Here is a 16,081-nt window from a genome sequence, read left to right as displayed (position 1 = left end):
GCTTTACTTTGCTGCCATGAAAGCCCCGCTCCTCGCGTGCCTCCTTGGCCTCACTTTTTCGGCGTTTGCGCAAAATCAACAGCTTATTGTCCTCGGCGTAGCGCAAGATGCGGGCTACCCCCAGCTTGGCGCCGCCCAAGAGTTTGCGGCCGTAGAGCTGGGGCAGCGCACGCGGCAAAAAGTGGTGGCGCTGGGGTTAGTGGATGAAAAAGCCGAGCAAAAATTCTTGCTGGAGGCTACGCCCGATATGCCCGACCAGCTTTTCGCGCTCAATGCCTTTTGGCCCACGCCCGGCACACTGCCAACGGGCATTTTTCTTACCCACGGCCACATCGGCCACTACACCGGCCTGATGTACCTGGGGCGCGAGGCGAGCGGGGCTACCGCCGTGCCCGTGTACGCTATGCCGCGCATGGCACGCTTCCTGACCACGAACGCCCCGTGGAGCCAGCTGGTCACGCTCCAGAACATCAAGCTATTGCCCCTGGCCGATGGCCAGGAAATCACCCTTAATCCGGCGCTGAAAATCAAGCCGTTTCTGGTGCCGCACCGCGATGAGTTTACCGAAACCGTGGGCTTCGAGATTACGGGTAAGCACCGGAAAGCCGTCTTCATTCCTGATATTGACAAGTGGAGCAAGTGGTCGCAAAACTTGCTCGACGTTATCAAGCACGCGGATTATGTGCTGCTCGACGCTACCTTTTACCGCGACGGAGAAATTGCGCGGCCAATGGCCGAAGTGCCGCATCCCTTTGTAGAAGAGACCATTAAACTGCTGCATAGCTTGCCAGCGAAGGAGCGAGCCAAGGTGTATTTTCTGCACTTCAACCACACCAATCCCCTGCTGCAACCCGATAGCCCCGAGCGGCGCGCCGTGCTACAGCAAGGGTTTCGGGTGGCGGAGGAAGGGCTGACGCTGGATTTGTGAGCCGGGCGGGCTGGTTAGAGGGGGTAAGAAAGGTTGCGTACAACCCAAAAAAACGTCATGCAGAGCGTAGCGAAGCATCTCGCGTGCAGCAGTAATCCAATCGTTCAACGAGGTGAGCGAGATGCTTCGCTGCGCTCTGCATGACGTTCTTTTGGGTTGTACGCAACCTTTCTTACCCCCTCTCAGAAGCTGCACCAGGCTACTTACCCGTCACCTTAAACTCGGTGCGGCGGTTGAGTTGGCGGCCGCCTTTGGTAGTGTTGGGCACCACGGGGCGGGTATCGCCGTAGCCGGCGGCGGTGAGGCGGCTGGCGGCAATGCCGTGCTCGGTGAGGTAGGCTACCACCGCCTGGGCCCGGCGCTGGCTGAGGTCTTGGTTGGCGGCCGGCTTGCCCACGTTGTCGGTGTGGCCGGCCATTTCGAGCTTGATAGCGGGCTGCTCGGTGAGTAGCTTGTGCAGGCGTTCGAGTTCGGCGGTGCTTTCGGGACGCAGGGTGGCTTTGCCGGTGTCGAAGAAGATGTTGTTGAGCACGATAACGACGCCTACCTCCAGCTTTTTAAGCAGTACATCCTTCACCACTTCGGCGTAGGCGGCGGTGGCGGGCAGGTCGAAGTTTTCGGAGTGAAACAGGTAGCCTTCCTGCCGCACTACAATGCCGTAGTTGGTGCCCGAAGGCAAACTTACGAGGTACTTGCCCGAGGTAGCGTTGCTGTGGAAGGTGGCAATAGTTTGGCCCGAAGCGTTGTCAATCAAGTCGATGTTGGCTTCGAGCGGCTGGCGGCTGGCGGCATCCGTGACGGTGCCCTTGAGGATAGTAACCTGGGCCGTGGCCACGGCCACGGGCGGCGCGAGCAGCGTTTGGGGCTGGGGCGCGAGGCGCGAAGCCAGCAGCTGGCTTTCTTCGCTGAGCAGAGGCGGCTTTTCGGGGCCTAGGAAGGTGATGCGGTAAATGTCTTTGCCGCCTACCCCCCCCGGCCGGTCGGAGGAATAATAGCCGTGCCGGCCCGAGGCGGAAGCCACAAAAAACACGTCGTCGTCGGGGGTGTTGATGGGCCAGCCCAGGTTTTCGGGGGTTGTCCACTGGCCGTTGCGCAGCGTCGATTTAAAGATATCGTAGCCGCCCATTGAGTTGTGGCCTTCGGAGGAAAAGTACATGGTTTTGCCGTCGGGCATCACAAACACAGCTTCTTCGCCGTAGGGCGTGTTGATGGTGGTGCCCAGGTTTTCGGCCGGCTTGGTGCCGTCCAACTCCACCTTATAAATGTCGTGGCCACCGTGCCCGCCCTCGGGCTTATCGCTCACAAAGTACAGGTAGCGACCATCGTAGGAGTACGCGGCCGACGACTCGTGGTAGCGCGAATTGATGCGAGCACCCAGGCGCTGGGGCTTGTCCCAAGCCGTACCCTTGAGGCCCGATTCGTAGATGTCGCCGTTGTTTTTGTCCACGTACACCAGCAAGCGCTGGCCGTCGGGCGCCAGGCCCACGGTGGCGTCGTGGCCGTCGGTGTTCACGGGCGAGCCGAGGGTAGCGGCGGGGCGCCAGTTTTTGCCCGCCCAGGCGGTTTGGTAAATATCCTCAAAGTAGCTGTCGCCGTTGGGGTCTTTGGGCGCGTTGGGGCCGCCAGGGCGGCGCGAGGTAAAAAGCAGCGTCGCCTCATCGGCCGACACTACGGGCCCGTAGTCGGAGTACGGCGAGTTGACCTCCGGCCCGGCATTGTCGATAAAGACGCGCACCGGGTGCTTGGCTAGCTCCTGGCCATTGCGGCACTCCCGAATGCGGTTGGCCACGTCGCTCGCCGTGATGGGCGCTTCGCCTTCGGCCAGTTTAGTACTGCTGCCGGGCGTGCACTGTTGGTATTCCTTAATGGCTTCGGCCCACTTGGCATTGAGGTGCAGCGCACGGGCCAGCAGGTAATGCTGGCGCGGCGTGCTGGCCGGAGCCAGCGCCTGGGCCCGCTTGAGGAAAGGCAGTGCCGCCGACTTGGTGCCCGAGTGCAGGTAGCAATCGCCAATTTTGACGTTGAGCGCGGCGTTGTCGGGGTTGAGTTCCTGGGCCGCCAAGTAGTGCGGCAAGGCCGCGTTGTAGTTGGCCGGGTCGGCCTGGTAGGCCTCGTCGCCCGCCTTCAGTTCGCGCAGAGCTTCCTTCAGCTCCTGTTTCTTCTCCGCAAACTGGTCTTTCGAAAACTCCACATTTTGGGCTTGAGCCCCAAAGGCCAAGCCGCCGCTCAGCAGCACAAACCAAATAAAAGCACGCAGCATACTAGCTCTCGTAAAAAGCTGGGGGTAGGGAAAAAGCACCGGCGGCAGGCAGCCCTACCCCCGGCGGTGGCCGGCAGGCTACTCGGCGGTAGCCTCCTCGGCGGCGGGGCCGGCGCAGCCAGCCGCGGCGGCGTAGTCGTTGCCCACGGCCAGGCCCAAGGCAGCCGCGTGGTGCCAATCTTGGCAGGCCTCGTCGGCGCGGCGCAGCATTTCGCGGGCGTGGCCGCGGTTGAGGAAGGCCTCGGCGTAGCGCGGGTTGAGGCGCAGGGCCTCGGTGGCGTCGGCGTCGGCCTTGGCATAGTGCTCCAGCTTTAGCTCGGCGGCGGCGCGGTTGTTCCAGGCGTAGGCGTAGGCCGCTTTCAGGGCGATGGCGCGGTCGTAGTCGGCCACGGCACCGGCGTAGTCTTTGTGCTCGAACCGGGCATTGCCCCGGTTATTATAGGCAATAGGGTTATCGGTTTTTTGGGTTAAATACGCATCGTAATCGCGCAAAGCCTCGGCGAGCTGGCCGGTGTGGCGCTCGGCGGCAGCCCGGTTGAGCAGCGCGGGCAGCAGCGCCGGCTGCAGCTCTAAGGCCCGCGAGTAGTCAGGCACGGCGGCCGCGTAGTTGCCGAGCCGCAGGTTGGTGCTGGCGCGGTCGTGGTAGGCGTAGGTGAAGGCCGGGTCGGCCTTCACGGCCCCGTCGAAGTCGGTGAGGGCCGCCGTGTACTCGCCTTTCTCAAAGCGCAGTACGCCCCGGTTGTACCAGGCCGGCGCGTAGGCCGGGTTCACCCGCAAGGCCTCGCCGTAATCGGCCTCGGCCTCGGGGGCTTTGCCAGCCGCCTCGCGGGCTTGGGCCCGGCCAAAATAATGAGCGTAGGCGCCGGGTTCCAGTTTGAGGGCCTGGTCGTAGTCGGCCACGGCGGCCGGGTAGTTCTTGAGGGCCAGCTGGGTAGCGGCCCGGTTAGCATAGGCCGGCGCAAAATCGGGCTTCTCCACCAGCGCCTGGTCGAAGCTGGCCAGCGCGGCCGCATAATTCTGAGCCGTGAAGCTGGTAAGGCCCGCGTTGTAAGCTTTTTCGGCCACTTGGCGGCCTGGCAAGGTACTGGCCCGCACGGTATCGACTTGGGCCTGGGCAGCAGTGGCGCTCAGCAGTGCAGCTGCCCACAAGCCCCAAGTAAGCAGCGTAGCGTGTTGCGGCATAAGAATAAGTTGTTGGAATAGAATAGCTCGGTAGTTATTCTGCGAAGATAAGACGGGATTGACCTATTGTATATTTTTTATATTTTTTGAACTTATCAAATAATTTATAGCAGCTTTGAGCCAAGGTCCGGCTTACATAATTAGCTCAGCACGTAATCCTTCCTTTGGCTTGTGTGGCGACTAAAGCCTAGTTTTGGCCGCCCGAGCCTGGCAAAAATGCTGCGCCTTTTTGTAATGCTAAAGCGGGGGCAGCTATCAAGTATAGCAGCAAGCCCGCCCCTACCCCCAGTCCTAGCCATGAGCGTCCAGCCCAGCCTTTTATGTCGTTAAAAATACAAATTCGCTTGGGCGTTTCCCTCATGCTGGGGCTGCTGCTAGGGCTAGGCAGCTACGTCATTTTCACCATTCACCGGCTCGAAAGCGAAGGGCCAGTGGTGCAGGCTGCCAACGCCCGCATGGCCCAGCAGGCCGTGTATTTATTCTTGGGCATCAGCACGTTGCTGGGCATTGTGCTACTGGTGCGGCTACCGCGGCTAGTGGTGCGCCCGCTGCACCGCCTCACCGCCGACGTGGAGCGGGTGGCGGGCCCCGGCCCCGCCACCCGGGTGTCGGTGGCCAAAAACAACGAAGTGGGTTCGGTAGCGGCGGCCGTCAACCGGGTGCTGCGCCAAGCCGAAGACGAGCGCCGCGCCACGCTGGCCGAGCTCATCACCCAGCGCAACCGCACCGATAGCCTGGTGCGCAGCCTCGACGAAGGCTTGCTGCTCATTGACCAGCAAGGCCTTATCGTGCTCACCAACCCCGTGGCGTGCTTGCTGTTAAGCCTACCCCCCAAGGAACTGCTGGGCCGCCCGGCTGCCGAAGTAGCCCGCACCAACGACATGCTGCGCGACTGGCTAGCGGTGCTCAGCGCGCCGCCGACCGCCGAGCACGCCAGCCAAGGACCCACCTATTTGGTGCGGCCGCACGGCGAAAACCTGCACTACCAGCTCACCGTCACGGCTATTGAGGCTTTCAATGAAGACTTAAAGAAAAGCGAACCCGCTGGCCACGTGCTGTGCCTGCGCAACGTATCGGATTTTAAAAACCTCGACCAGCTGAAATCCACCTTTTTGGCCACGATTTCGCACGAGTTGAAAACGCCGCTGGCTAGCATCAATCTCAGCCTCATGCTTTTGCAGGATGAGCGCCTGGAGGCCGCCAAGCGCCAGCAGGTGGCCGGCGGCATCCGGGCCGAAACGCAGCGGCTACTGGGCCTGGTGGGCCAGCTTATTGAGGTGGCGCGCCTCGACGCGGGCGGCGACCTTAAGCTAAACCCGCAGCCGGTGCCGCTGCCCGAGGTGGTGCGCTACGCCACCGAAACCATTAAGGCCCAGCTCGATGACAAGCAGCTACAACTGCGCGTGCGGCTGGCCGAGCCCCTACCCCATGCCCAGGCCGACGTGGAGAAAACGACCTGGGTGCTCATCAACCTGCTGTCGAACGCCATCCGCTACTCGCCGCACGGCGCCAACCTCACCATTCATGTGAAGCCCTGGGGCGAGATGGTGCAGCTGAGCGTGGAGGACGAAGGCCCCGGCATCCCGAAGGAGTACCATATCCGTATTTTTCAGCGCTTTGCGGGTGGGCCCAGGGCGGCCGGTATGCCGGGCGGCGGCTCGGGGCTGGGGCTGAGCATCTCGCGCGAATTCATCACGGCGCAGGGCGGGCAGCTGTGGGTCGAGAGCCAGCCGGGAGCCGGCAGTTGCTTCACCTTCACGCTGCCGGCGGCGGGATAAAGCCCGCCTGCGTGAGGGCCGCCTGGCTGCGGTGCTGGCACTGCGTGAGCCAAGCCGTGAGCGGGCCTTCTTCGGCAAAAAATGCAACCCAGCCCGCGCTATCGGCCGGCACTACAAACTGCTGCAAGAGGCTGGGCGATAGCAGGTATCCTAGGCAAACCGCCCGACCCAGCCGGCCCGCCAAGCCGGGCAAGAACTCGGCCGTGAGCCACTGCCTAGCCGCCGCGTCGGGGGCATTGCGGCCGCGCAAATCGAGCTGCCAAAAGGGGCAGCTGGTAGCCTGGGCAGCGCGCAGCATGGCGCGGTAGCCCTGCCTAAACTCGGTGGCCGAAACCGGCCGCTGCCAACGGCCCACCAGCAGGTGCAGGTCGGGGCGGTAACGCAGGTCTAGAAAGTCGGCTTCGGACCAGGAAAGAGCGGCGGTGGGCGGCGTTTGCATAGCGTAGAAATTGAGAAATAAGCCAGGGACTCACCCAATTGAGAGCCCAAAACTGGCCCTGGCGTTTAATGCCTGGCTCGTGGCTTCGGCCGGTAGCTTGTCTTTCTAGACCAATGCCCCGATTGCATCGCGCAAAAGCCGCGGGTTAATGCGCGCGCTGGTCCCGAACTTGGCTGCATGATTCGCTTCTTGCTGCTGTTTTTCGTGCTCGCTACCCCCCTGCTTACCAAGGCCCAAACGGGCACGGCTGATGATTTTCCGCTGGCTAAATACCCGGTGTACCAAGGCCCCGACTTGGGCCTGACCTTCGACCGCACCGGCCAGGGCACCCTGCGCGTGTGGGCCCCCACTGCCGAAGAAATGCGCCTGAACCTGTACGCGGCCGGGGTGGGTGGCACGGCCACCGCCGTACGCGAAATGCAGCCGGGCGGTGCGGGCGTTTGGCAGGCGACCCTGCCCGCTGGCACCACCGGCTTCTACACCGTGCAGGCCCTCATCGACGGCGAGTTGCGGGCCGAGGTGGCTGACCCCTACGCCCGCGCCGTGGGCGTGAACGGCCGCCGGGGCGCCTGGCTCGACCCCGCCACCGCCTACCCCCTCGGCTGGGACCAAGACCTGCGCCCGCCACTAGCCGCACCCACCGACATCCTAGTGGGGGAAGTGAGCGTGCGCGACCTCTCGGCCGACCCGCAGTCGGGCATCAAAAACCAGGGCAAATACCTAGGCCTGACCGAGCTGAACACCACTGGGCCGGGCGGCGTGCGCACCGGCCTCAGCCACTTGCAGGAGCTGGGCGTGACGCACGTGCACCTGCTACCGACCTACGACTTTGCGGCCATCGACGAAAGCCTACCCCCCTCGCCCAGCCGCTACAGCTGGGGCTACGACCCAGTCAATTATTTTGTGCCCGAAGGCTCGTACGCCACCAATGCGCTCGACCCCGCCGTGCGCATTCGGGAGTATAAGCAGCTGGTGCAGACCTTGCACGACCGCCAGCTGCGCGTGGTGGCCGACGTGGTGTTCAACCACGTGGCCGACGCCGGCACCAGCGCCTTCGAGCAGTTGGTGCCGGGCTACTACTTCCGCCACAACGCCGACGGCAAGCTCTCGAACGCCACCGCCTGCGGCAATGAAGTGGCCTCGGAGCGGCCCATGGTGCGCAAGCTCATCGTGGACTGCGTGAGCTACTGGGCCCGCGAATACCACGTCGATGGCTTCCGCTTCGACCTGATGGGCGTGCTCGATGTGGAGACAATGCGCGCCGTGCGCGTGGCCTTGGACCAGCAGGACAATAGCATCTTCGTCTACGGCGAAGGCTGGGCGGCTGGCCCTAGCCCCTTGCCCGAAGCCCAACGCGCCGTGAAGGCCAACCTGCCCCGCCTACCCCGCATTGCGGCCTTCGGCGACGAGCTGCGCGACGGCGTGAAGGGCCACTACGCCCGCCAGGCCGAAGCCGGTTTTGTGGGCGGCCAGCCGGGCCTGGAAGAGAGCGTGAAATTTGGCATCGTGGCCGCTACCCAGCACCCGCAGTTGGATTACACCAAGGTTAATTACAGCAAAGCGCCCTGGGCTACTACCCCCGCCCAGGCCCTCAACTACGTGGCCTGCCACGATGACCGCGTGCTCTGGGACAAGCTTAAAATCGCCAATCCTGCGGCCAGTGAGGAAGAGTTAATTAAAATGGATGCGCTCTGCAACACCATCGTTTTCACTTCGCAGGGCGTGCCGTTTATCCCAATTGGCGACGAGTTTTTGCGCACCAAAAAAGGCGCTGCTAACTCCTACAACCTCCCCGACAGCATCAACCAGCTTGATTGGGCCCGCAAGGCGAAGTACCGGGCTGTATTTGAGTTTTACCGGCAATTACTGGCCCTGCGCAAAGCGCACCCGGCCTTCCGGCTGCCCACCCAGGAAGCCATTGCACAGCACCTGCGGTTCTTACCCGGCCTACCGGCGGGTACCATCGGCTACCAACTTGTGGGCCACGCCGGCGGCGACGTCTGGCAGACAATTACGGTGTTGTTCAACGGCACGAGCCGCGCGGCTACCCTACCCGTGCCGGTTGGCACCTACAAGGTGGTGCTGCGCGGCCTCGACATCAAGCCCAGCGGCCTGGCCACGCTGCCCGCTACTACTAGCAAAGTGGCTGTGCCCGGCAGCACGGCGCTGATATTGGTGCAGCAACCACCTAGTGCAAAATAGTTGGCAGACCAGAAAAGGCTGCCAAAACAACAGCGTAGCTATTCAGAAAAAGGCCGTTCTGCTGAGCTTGCCGAAGCCTCTTGGCCGCCCCGCTGGAGGAAGGGGTAGAGCTGCTTCGGCAAGCTCAGCAGGACGGCCTTTTTCTTTCATGCCTTTGCTTTAACGTGTTGTTTCAGGCGAATTACCTCACGGCAACTGCACCTGTTTGGGCACTTGAGCCTTCCTGCGAATTAACCCAGGCGACAATGCTCTTGATATCCTTGTCCGATAGCTGCGGGAAGGAGGGCATTTGCTGCTTGCCATTGTCGTTGAACAGCTTCACGGCGTATTCGTCGCCGCTGGCGATGACTTTGCTGGAGTTTTTTACCCACGGCAGCAGCCACGAAATGGGGCGCCGCTTGGTGATGCCGGCCAGCGCCGGGCCCACTACTTTGTCGTTCACGGCGTGGCACTGGGCGCAGTTGTTTTTGAAGAGCGCGTCGCCGGCCGCGATGGCGCTGGCTTCTTCGGGCGAGGCGGGCTTGTAGGCCACTGGCAGCGCCGTACTGTCGCCGGCTAGTTGGCCGGGGCCTTCGTTCACGGGCATAGCTTGCTCGGTGAGGGGCAAGTAATCGGCCAGGCTCACCAAACCCGCCGCGCTTAGCACCGCAAATCCCATTAATAAAACAAGTAAGCCCATTCCGACGGAGAGGGCCAGGCTGGCTGGATTCGTGCGCATGGCAGCAAGGAGTTAAGTGGGTAAAAAAGTCCTTATATAGAACTCTACCGCCCAGCTTTTGCTTACTGAAAATCCTATTTTCTTAAAAAATAATTGGGCGCTGCTCAACCACTGCCGCTAGCGCACCTGCCGGCCCTTCCAGCGGTAGCCGCCGCGCTGCCCAGCCAAGCCCACCGCGAGGCCGTAGGGCGCGTACAGCAGCTGCAAGGGCAGCAACCAGGCCAGCAAGCGGCGGCGCTTTAGCAGCCGGAGCATGGGCAGCAAGAGCCAGGCATCGCCCCCTAGCTTTAGGGCCCACCCTACCCCCACCCACGGCGCCAAGGCCGGCCACCTCAGCGCCCACACTAGGCCCACCGCCAGGCTCACATTGGCCCCCAGCACCAGCAGCGCTAGCTGGCGCGGCGCGGCCGTGCGGTAGTGCGGCCATTTGCTAGCCCAACGCACCCGCTGGCGCAGCAGCGCCCGCAGCGTGGCGGGCGCGGGTGTATCAATGAGGGCCCGCGCATCGGCTAGGAAGTGAATGCCGGCCGGGTAGCGCAGGTGGATTTTGTGCAGCAAAAATTCGTCGTCGCCGCTAGCAATGCCTTGGTTGTCGGCGTAGCCGCCCACTTCGTGAAACGTGGCACGCCGGAAGGCCAGGTTGGCGCCGTTGCACATGGTGGGCCAGCCCCGCCCAATGCAGCCCGCCCCTACCCCCACCAAACCGGCAAACTCCAGCCCCAGCAGCCCGTCAAACCAGCCCCCCCCCGGCGTGAGGCGCACCGGCCCACTCACGAAGTGCAGCCCAGGCTGTGCACTTAGCAAGTCGGCGTAGGCGCGCAGCCAGCCGGGCGCGGGGCGGCAGTCGGCGTCGGTGCAGACTACCCAGGCGGCGCGGGCCTGGGCTTCGGCGGCGGCTAGGGCGGCCTTCTTGCCGGTGGTACCGGGGGGTAGGGTTATCAGGCGCAGGGCAAAAGGCGTTTTCTTGGCCGCCGCTACCACGAGCGCGGCGGTGCCGTCGGCCGAGTGGTCGTCGGCGATGAGCACCTCGAAGTAGTACGGGGGTAGGGTTTGGTTTTGGAGCGCTTGCAAAAGGTGCGGCAGGGCCGCGGCTTCATTGCGGGCGGCGAGCAGGAGGGAGAAGAGGGGCTGGTGGTTGGCCTCCTGGTTGGCTTCGCTGCCCGGCCCCGTCTCCTTCAGAAAGGGGAAACTGAGGGGCGAGGCCAGCCGGGCAGACGGCTTCGCAAACCCTATCCCCCCCCGTAGCCAGCCGAGCAGCCCCGCGTACAGCGCCGGCCCCAGTAGCAGCGCCCCTCCAAGTAGCGAACTAGCGTCCATGGCGTTCGCGCAGCACCCGCAGGCCGGGCAGCCACAAGAGTCCCAGCGCGCTTGGCAGCGCAATATTTAGCACCCACAAGCTCAGGCTAGCGCTGAGCACCGGCAACGCCGGCTGGCCTAGCAGGCCAAATAAATGCGTGGCCGACAGCTCACGCACGCCCACATCGGCCAGGGCGTTGAGCGAGGGCACCAGCGACTTAAACAAGAACGTGCCCGCCACCGCCGCCGTGGCCGGGCCCAGCGCCGTGCGCACCCCGTAGGCGTACAGCAACAGCAAAAACTGCCCGCAAAACACCGCGTAGCGCAGCCCCGAAATACCCAGCACCGCGTGCAATTCACTAGCCGAATAAGTAGGCATCACGGCCAGGTAGCGCTGAAAACGGCGCAGCGGCTTCACCGCCCCCAGCACGGCCAGCAGCAGCCGCGAGCGGTAGAGCGGCAGCAGCGCCACCGCGCCGCCAAGCCCGGCCGCCAGCCCTACCCCCACCTGCGCGGCCGGGTAGCCGCCGAGGTAAAATTTGAGCACGAAGTACAGCAGCCCTGCCCCGCCCGCCAGCACGGTGGCCACCAGTTGCGCGTAGCGCCCCAAAAACACCGCCCCCACGGCCTCCAGCCGGCGCCGGGCGTGCAGCTCCAGGATGCGAGCGGCGTAGTCGCCCACCCGGTTGGGGGTAGCAAACCCCAGCGTGAGGCCCACCAGCACCGCCCGCAAGCTGCGCCCAAATGAATGCCCCGGCTCGAGGTGCTGGGCCAGGCGCTGCCATTTCCAAGCCTCCAGGCCCCAGTTGAGGGGCACCAGCGCCAGGGCCGCCAGCACCGGGCCGCGCCCGTCGCCGCGCAGAGTGGTGGCCACCAGCTGGCGCCAGGCGGCGGCCGTGTCGGGCGCAGCAAACACCGAGTGGTAGAGCAGCCCCAGCGTGAGCAACGTGATGCCGACTTTGGCCAGCAGCACCCAGCGGGCACCGCGCCGTGGCGGTGGCGGGGGCATTGGGACGTAACTTTGGGCTAGATGGCCGTTTCTCATACTTTGCTTCCTACCCCCGCCCCGCTGCAACGGCTGCCCCCGGCCGAGAAGGTCATCATGGGCGTTGACCCCGGCACCCAGATTATGGGCTACGCCGTTATCGAGGTGCGCGGGCAGCGCATCGACGTGCTGTGCTACGACGTTATTAATATGAAGGCCTTGGGGTCGAATCACGCCGTGAAGTTAAAGCGGATTTTCACCCGGATGCTCGAGCTTATTGACGAATACCTGCCCGACGAGTTGGCCATCGAGGCGCCGTTCTACGGCGTCAATGTGCAGAGTATGCTCAAACTGGGCCGGGCGCAGGGGGTAGCCATTGCGGCCTGCCTCTCGCGCGATATTCCGTTTGTGGAGTACGCGCCCACCAAGGTCAAGCAGGCCGTCACGGGCTCGGGTTCGGCCGATAAAGAGCAGGTAGCCCGCATGTTGCGCCAAACCCTGACCCTACCCCCCCTTGAGGAAGCGCCCAAGTTTTTGGATGCCACCGATGCGCTGGCCGTGGCCCTGTGCCACCACTACCAGCAGGGCAACAACGTGAAGGCAGGTTCCAAAAGCTGGGGTAAGTTCTTGGAAGACAACCCCGGCCGCACCGTGGCCACCACTACCACCAAGAAATCCGCCCGGCCCAAGTAGGCCCTACCCCTCCCAACGGGCCCCAGCGGCGGCTTAGCGCCGCCAGCAGCCCTCCTCTGGGAGGCTCGGCGCCAAGCTAGACGCTTAGAAAGCGACATTCGGCCAGTAAAGGCAATCATTGGGATAGTTTGCCAAAGGGCGGGCAAAACGCCCCGTTAGCTTTGTCTTACTAAAATGCTACTCGCTACTTCGATGCGCTCCTTATTAGCCCTTTGCCTCTCCGTTTTTGTTATGCTCGTTCTCCGCTCTTGCTTCGCTCTGCCCGCCGCTTTATTGTTGTTTTCAGCTGGGCCCGCCTTCGCTGCCCACCCTACCCCCGCTCCCGCCAAAAGCAGCCGAATAACGGTACCTAAGCAACCAGCTGCAGCTGCTACCAGCCTAGCTCCTAAGGCTATGGCCCCATTAGCCAGCGGCTCGCCGCTGGCCGCCGATACTGCCGCTAAGCCACTGGCAGCAGCCCTGCGAATTTTGAGCGGCACCGTGCTCAGCGCCGATGGCCTGCCCTGCGTGGGTGCCTGCGTTTTTGCTACTACCAACACCCACCAGATTGCCGTTACCGACCGGCAGGGCACGTTTCGGCTGGCGGTACCCGCGAGCACGGCAGTGCAGCTGCAAGCCGACTATTTTGGACTTGGCAGCAGCCGGGTAGTAGTCGAAAACCAGCCTACTCAGCCAGTACGCATCGTGTTGGGTCAGTAAAAATACTTGCTAGCAATCAGTTATCTTCTATAAACTTAATTGCCTCTTTCTGAATCAGGAAGAGGCAATTTTATAACTATCTCGGTAAGCGGCCGTGGCTTTTCGCGCCGCGTGTGCTTGTTTTGCAACTGAGGAGCTTCGCCGCCACCTCCCCTCCTTATGGCTACTTCCCTTATAAATTATACTACTGCTGCTACTCTAGTAGGCCCGCCCAGCCCGCCGGAGTTGGCCCGCGCCCACGCCGAAATCATGGACTTGCGCCGCCAAGTAGCCGCACTGGAGGTTTTGACTAGTATTCCGGAGGATGACCCCAATCCCATTGTGCGGTTTGATGCGCTGGGACGGCAGCTCTACGCCAACCCAGCGGCCCGCCGCCTGCGCAATGGTCTCAGCCGGGCCGAGCAAGTGGGGGTGCGCCGGCAGCTGCGGGCAGTGGCTATGTCGGGAGCTGCCAACCAGCAGGTGCAGGTGGGGGAGCGGTATTTTCAGCTAAATGTGGTTCGGGCAATGGTTGGGCCTGCGGGCAGCGTTACCCTATACTTAGCCGAAACTACGAAGCGCGTATTAGCCGAGCAGCAACTGGCCGAGCAGCAGGCGTTTATCAAGGAAATACTAGACACTACGTCGAGCCCCATTTTTGTGCGCGACCACACAGGCGCGTTTGTGTTTGAGAACCGCGCCGCCACCGAGTGGCGCTGCCTGGCCGGCTACCTGCACCCGACCCAAGCCAACTTGCCTACCCCCACGCAGGCAGCCGAGCAGAGTCGCTACTTGGCTAACGATGCGCAAGTGCTGGCTACCGGCGAGCAGATGATAGCTGAAACTAACTTCACGCTGGCTTCGGGCGAGTTGCGCTACGTTCACACCGTGAAGCGGCTGCTGGTGCGCGCCGATGGTGCCCGGCAGGTACTGAGCGTTAGCACCGACATCACGGCCCAGCACTTGGCCAGCCAAGCCCTGGCTGAGCGCGAAAAGCTGTACCGCGACCTGATGACGTATTCGCAGGCCCTCATCTGCACTCACGACCTGGAGGGCAACATTTTGACGGCCAACCCCGCGGCGGCCGAGTTGGTGGGCCAGCCTTTAACTTCGCTACCGGGCCGCCACATTTGCGAAGCGTGCCGGCCCGAGCACCAGGCCGGCGTGGCCGAGTACCTGGCCAAACTGGCCGTAACCGGCAGCCAGCGCGGTATCATGGCCCTCACCGGGGCAAAAGGCGAGCGGCGCTACCTGCTCTACGACAACCACATGGTGCGCGAACCCGGCCAGGCACCCTACGTTATCGCCTACGGCCAGGAGATAACCGACCGCGTGCTGGCCGAACGCGAATTGAAACGGGCCAAAGTAGCCGCCGAAGCCGCCGTGCTGGCCCGCGAAAACTTTCTGGCCAACATGAGCCATGAAATTCGCACGCCCCTAAATGGTGTGCTAGGCATGGCCGCCCAATTGGCCAAAACGGCGCTCGACGCGCGCCAGCACGACTTTGTGCAAACCATTCGCCATTCGGGCCAGCACCTGCTGCACGTTATCAACGACGTGCTCGATATGGCCAAAATCACCTCTGGCAAGCTAGAGATGGATGCCGTGGCCTTCAACCTCTGCGACTCGATGGCCGAGGCCGTGCGCCCGCTGGCCGTGCAAGCCATTGAAAAAGGGCTGCACTTTATTGGCACGCACCTGCGCACTACCTGCGCCTACCCCTGGGTGCTGAGCGACCCCTACCGCCTCAACCAGATTCTTATTAATCTGGTAGCCAATGCCATCAAGTTTACGCCAGCGGGCGGGAGTGTGGCGGTGGCTGGCGAGCAATTGGCGGAAACCGCCACCACCATCACGGTGCGCTTTAGCGTGCACGACACCGGCATTGGCATTGCGCCCGACAAGCAGGAGCTTATTTTTGAAGGCTTTACCCAGGCCTACGCCGACACGGCTCGTCATTTTGGCGGCACCGGGCTGGGCCTCAGCATTTCGCGGGCGCTGGTAAACCAGCTGGGTGGCGAACTAATGCTCAGCAGCGAGCCGGGCCAGGGCAGCACCTTTGCCTTCATTATTACCTTGCCGAAGGCACCCATTTCCGAGCTACCGATAGCTGCCCCCGATGCTTACGATACCGGCGCCCTGCGCGGTCGCCGCGTGCTGGTGGTCGAAGACAATGAGATAAACCGCACCGTAGCCCGGCTGCTGCTCGAAGGTTGGGGCGCCCACGTCGACGAGGCGGTAGATGGCCACGCGGGCGTGGCGCAGGTGCAGCAAGCGCTTCCCTACGACATTGTGCTGATGGATATTCAATTGCCGGGCCTCAATGGCCTCGATGCCACGGCCGCCATCCGGGCCCTACCCGACCCGGCGCGGGCCGGCAGCACCATCATTGCCCTCACGGCCAATGCCTTCCGAGCCGACCGCGACCGCTACCTGGCCGCTGGTATGGCGGCCTGCCTGGCCAAGCCCTTTGAGGAAGAAGATGTGTATAGCACGCTCGTGCGCCTGCTGCCCACGACCCCAGCAGTGGCCTGCTCCTACGACCTCACCAAGCTGCGTACCATGGCCCGTGGCCGCGAAGAATTTGTGCACAAAATTGTACGTTCTTTTTTGCATAACATGCCCGGCAGCCTGGCCGCGTTGACTGCCGCGGCCGATGCCGGCAACTGGGCCGAAGCCGCCAAAATCGTCCACCACATCAAGCCCAGCCTCGAATCGCTGGGGGTACGGGCGGTAACCGCCGCGGTGCAGCAGCTTGAAGAAGCCCGCCCCGCCGACTATGGGCATCTGCCAGCCGCAGTGGCACAGCTGGTAGCGCAAGTGCAGTGCGCCTTGGCCAGCCTTCCCTGCGAATTAGTTGGTTAACTAATTCATCCGCAGGTCTTTGGAGAGCACAAGTATCTAGTTGCTACTTGTGCTCTC

General features: G+C 63.0%; 12 protein-coding genes. 6 read left to right on the top strand and 6 right to left on the bottom strand.

Features of this window, described 5'->3' with window-relative positions; translation table 11 throughout:
• Positions 1-16 precede the first annotated feature (16 nt).
• Positions 17-928 (top strand): MBL fold metallo-hydrolase, encoded by a 912-nt coding sequence (locus GO988_RS01820; RefSeq protein WP_157561824.1) that lies wholly within the window; start codon positions 17-19, stop codon positions 926-928.
• A gap of 199 nt (positions 929-1,127) precedes the next feature.
• On the opposite strand, the gene GO988_RS01815 is transcribed toward GO988_RS01820, so the two are convergent.
• Complete coding sequence (locus GO988_RS01815) at positions 1,128-3,188, bottom strand: OmpA family protein (RefSeq protein WP_157561823.1); 2,061 nt, start codon at positions 3,186-3,188, stop codon at positions 1,128-1,130.
• Positions 3,189-3,266: 78 nt separating this feature from the next.
• Positions 3,267-4,370, bottom strand: a complete 1,104-nt coding sequence (locus GO988_RS01810; RefSeq protein WP_157561822.1) for a tetratricopeptide repeat protein — start codon at positions 4,368-4,370, stop codon at positions 3,267-3,269.
• Between the two features lie 320 nt (positions 4,371-4,690).
• Between GO988_RS01810 and GO988_RS01805 the strand changes: the two genes are divergently transcribed.
• The gene (locus tag GO988_RS01805; protein WP_157561821.1) at positions 4,691-6,148 is read left to right on the top strand and encodes a sensor histidine kinase; all 1,458 of its coding nucleotides are present in this window, start codon (positions 4,691-4,693) and stop codon (positions 6,146-6,148) included.
• On the opposite strand, the gene GO988_RS01800 is transcribed toward GO988_RS01805, so the two are convergent.
• On the bottom strand, positions 6,126-6,587 hold the full coding sequence (locus GO988_RS01800; RefSeq protein WP_157561820.1) for a hypothetical protein: 462 nt from the start codon (positions 6,585-6,587) through the stop codon (positions 6,126-6,128). The two genes, GO988_RS01805 and GO988_RS01800, sit on opposite strands and share 23 nt — an antisense overlap.
• 177 nt (positions 6,588-6,764) lie before the next feature.
• On the opposite strand from GO988_RS01800, the gene pulA reads away from it, so the two are divergent.
• Positions 6,765-8,789, top strand: coding sequence for a type I pullulanase (gene pulA / locus GO988_RS01795; RefSeq protein WP_157561819.1), 2,025 nt, complete (start codon positions 6,765-6,767; stop codon positions 8,787-8,789).
• 181 nt (positions 8,790-8,970) lie between these two features.
• Here the strand turns inward: pulA and GO988_RS01790 are convergent, their stop codons facing one another.
• The 3 genes from GO988_RS01790 to GO988_RS01780 all read right to left on the bottom strand — a co-directional run bounded on the left by GO988_RS01790 (position 8,971) and on the right by GO988_RS01780 (position 11,812).
• Positions 8,971-9,507, bottom strand: coding sequence for a c-type cytochrome (locus GO988_RS01790; protein ID WP_232341332.1), 537 nt, complete (start codon positions 9,505-9,507; stop codon positions 8,971-8,973).
• A gap of 117 nt (positions 9,508-9,624) precedes the next feature.
• Positions 9,625-10,824 carry a glycosyltransferase gene (locus GO988_RS01785; RefSeq protein WP_157561818.1) on the bottom strand — a complete coding sequence of 400 codons (1,200 nt, stop codon included), beginning with the start codon at positions 10,822-10,824 and terminating at the stop codon, positions 9,625-9,627.
• Positions 10,814-11,812, bottom strand: a complete 999-nt coding sequence (locus GO988_RS01780) for a lysylphosphatidylglycerol synthase transmembrane domain-containing protein (protein ID WP_198172465.1) — start codon at positions 11,810-11,812, stop codon at positions 10,814-10,816. Before GO988_RS01780 ends, GO988_RS01785 begins: the two co-directional genes overlap by 11 nt.
• A gap of 21 nt (positions 11,813-11,833) precedes the next feature.
• Between GO988_RS01780 and ruvC the strand changes: the two genes are divergently transcribed.
• From ruvC to GO988_RS01765, 3 genes are all read left to right on the top strand, one after another.
• A complete protein-coding gene (ruvC, locus tag GO988_RS01775; protein WP_157561816.1) occupies positions 11,834-12,481 on the top strand; it encodes a crossover junction endodeoxyribonuclease RuvC in 648 nt (215 codons plus the stop codon).
• Between the two features lie 393 nt (positions 12,482-12,874).
• A complete protein-coding gene (locus GO988_RS23700; protein WP_198172464.1) occupies positions 12,875-13,180 on the top strand; it encodes a carboxypeptidase regulatory-like domain-containing protein in 306 nt (101 codons plus the stop codon).
• Between the two features lie 159 nt (positions 13,181-13,339).
• A complete protein-coding gene (locus GO988_RS01765; protein ID WP_157561814.1) occupies positions 13,340-16,024 on the top strand; it encodes an ATP-binding protein in 2,685 nt (894 codons plus the stop codon).
• Positions 16,025-16,081 lie beyond the last annotated feature (57 nt).

It is taken from the genome of Hymenobacter ginkgonis, from assembly GCF_009755225.1.
GTDB classification, from domain to species: Bacteria; Bacteroidota; Bacteroidia; order Cytophagales; family Hymenobacteraceae; genus Hymenobacter; species Hymenobacter ginkgonis.
The sequence above is the reverse complement of the archived record's forward strand: the minus strand, read 5'-3'. Positions and strand labels throughout refer to the sequence as shown.

Coding starts and splice junctions, on each gene's coding strand:
- GO988_RS01800 (WP_157561820.1), bottom strand. CDS start 6,587: ATGCAAACGCCGCCCACCGCCGCTCTTTCCTGGTCCGAAGCCGACTTT.
- GO988_RS01765 (WP_157561814.1), top strand. CDS start 13,340: ATGGCTACTTCCCTTATAAATTATACTACTGCTGCTACTCTAGTAGGC.
- pulA (WP_157561819.1), top strand. CDS start 6,765: ATGATTCGCTTCTTGCTGCTGTTTTTCGTGCTCGCTACCCCCCTGCTT.
- GO988_RS01790 (WP_232341332.1), bottom strand. CDS start 9,507: ATGCGCACGAATCCAGCCAGCCTGGCCCTCTCCGTCGGAATGGGCTTA.
- GO988_RS01805 (WP_157561821.1), top strand. CDS start 4,691: ATGTCGTTAAAAATACAAATTCGCTTGGGCGTTTCCCTCATGCTGGGG.
- GO988_RS01780 (WP_198172465.1), bottom strand. CDS start 11,812: ATGCCCCCGCCACCGCCACGGCGCGGTGCCCGCTGGGTGCTGCTGGCC.
- GO988_RS01785 (WP_157561818.1), bottom strand. CDS start 10,824: ATGGACGCTAGTTCGCTACTTGGAGGGGCGCTGCTACTGGGGCCGGCG.
- ruvC (WP_157561816.1), top strand. CDS start 11,834: ATGGCCGTTTCTCATACTTTGCTTCCTACCCCCGCCCCGCTGCAACGG.
- GO988_RS23700 (WP_198172464.1), top strand. CDS start 12,875: ATGGCCCCATTAGCCAGCGGCTCGCCGCTGGCCGCCGATACTGCCGCT.
- GO988_RS01820 (WP_157561824.1), top strand. CDS start 17: ATGAAAGCCCCGCTCCTCGCGTGCCTCCTTGGCCTCACTTTTTCGGCG.
- GO988_RS01815 (WP_157561823.1), bottom strand. CDS start 3,188: ATGCTGCGTGCTTTTATTTGGTTTGTGCTGCTGAGCGGCGGCTTGGCC.
- GO988_RS01810 (WP_157561822.1), bottom strand. CDS start 4,370: ATGCCGCAACACGCTACGCTGCTTACTTGGGGCTTGTGGGCAGCTGCA.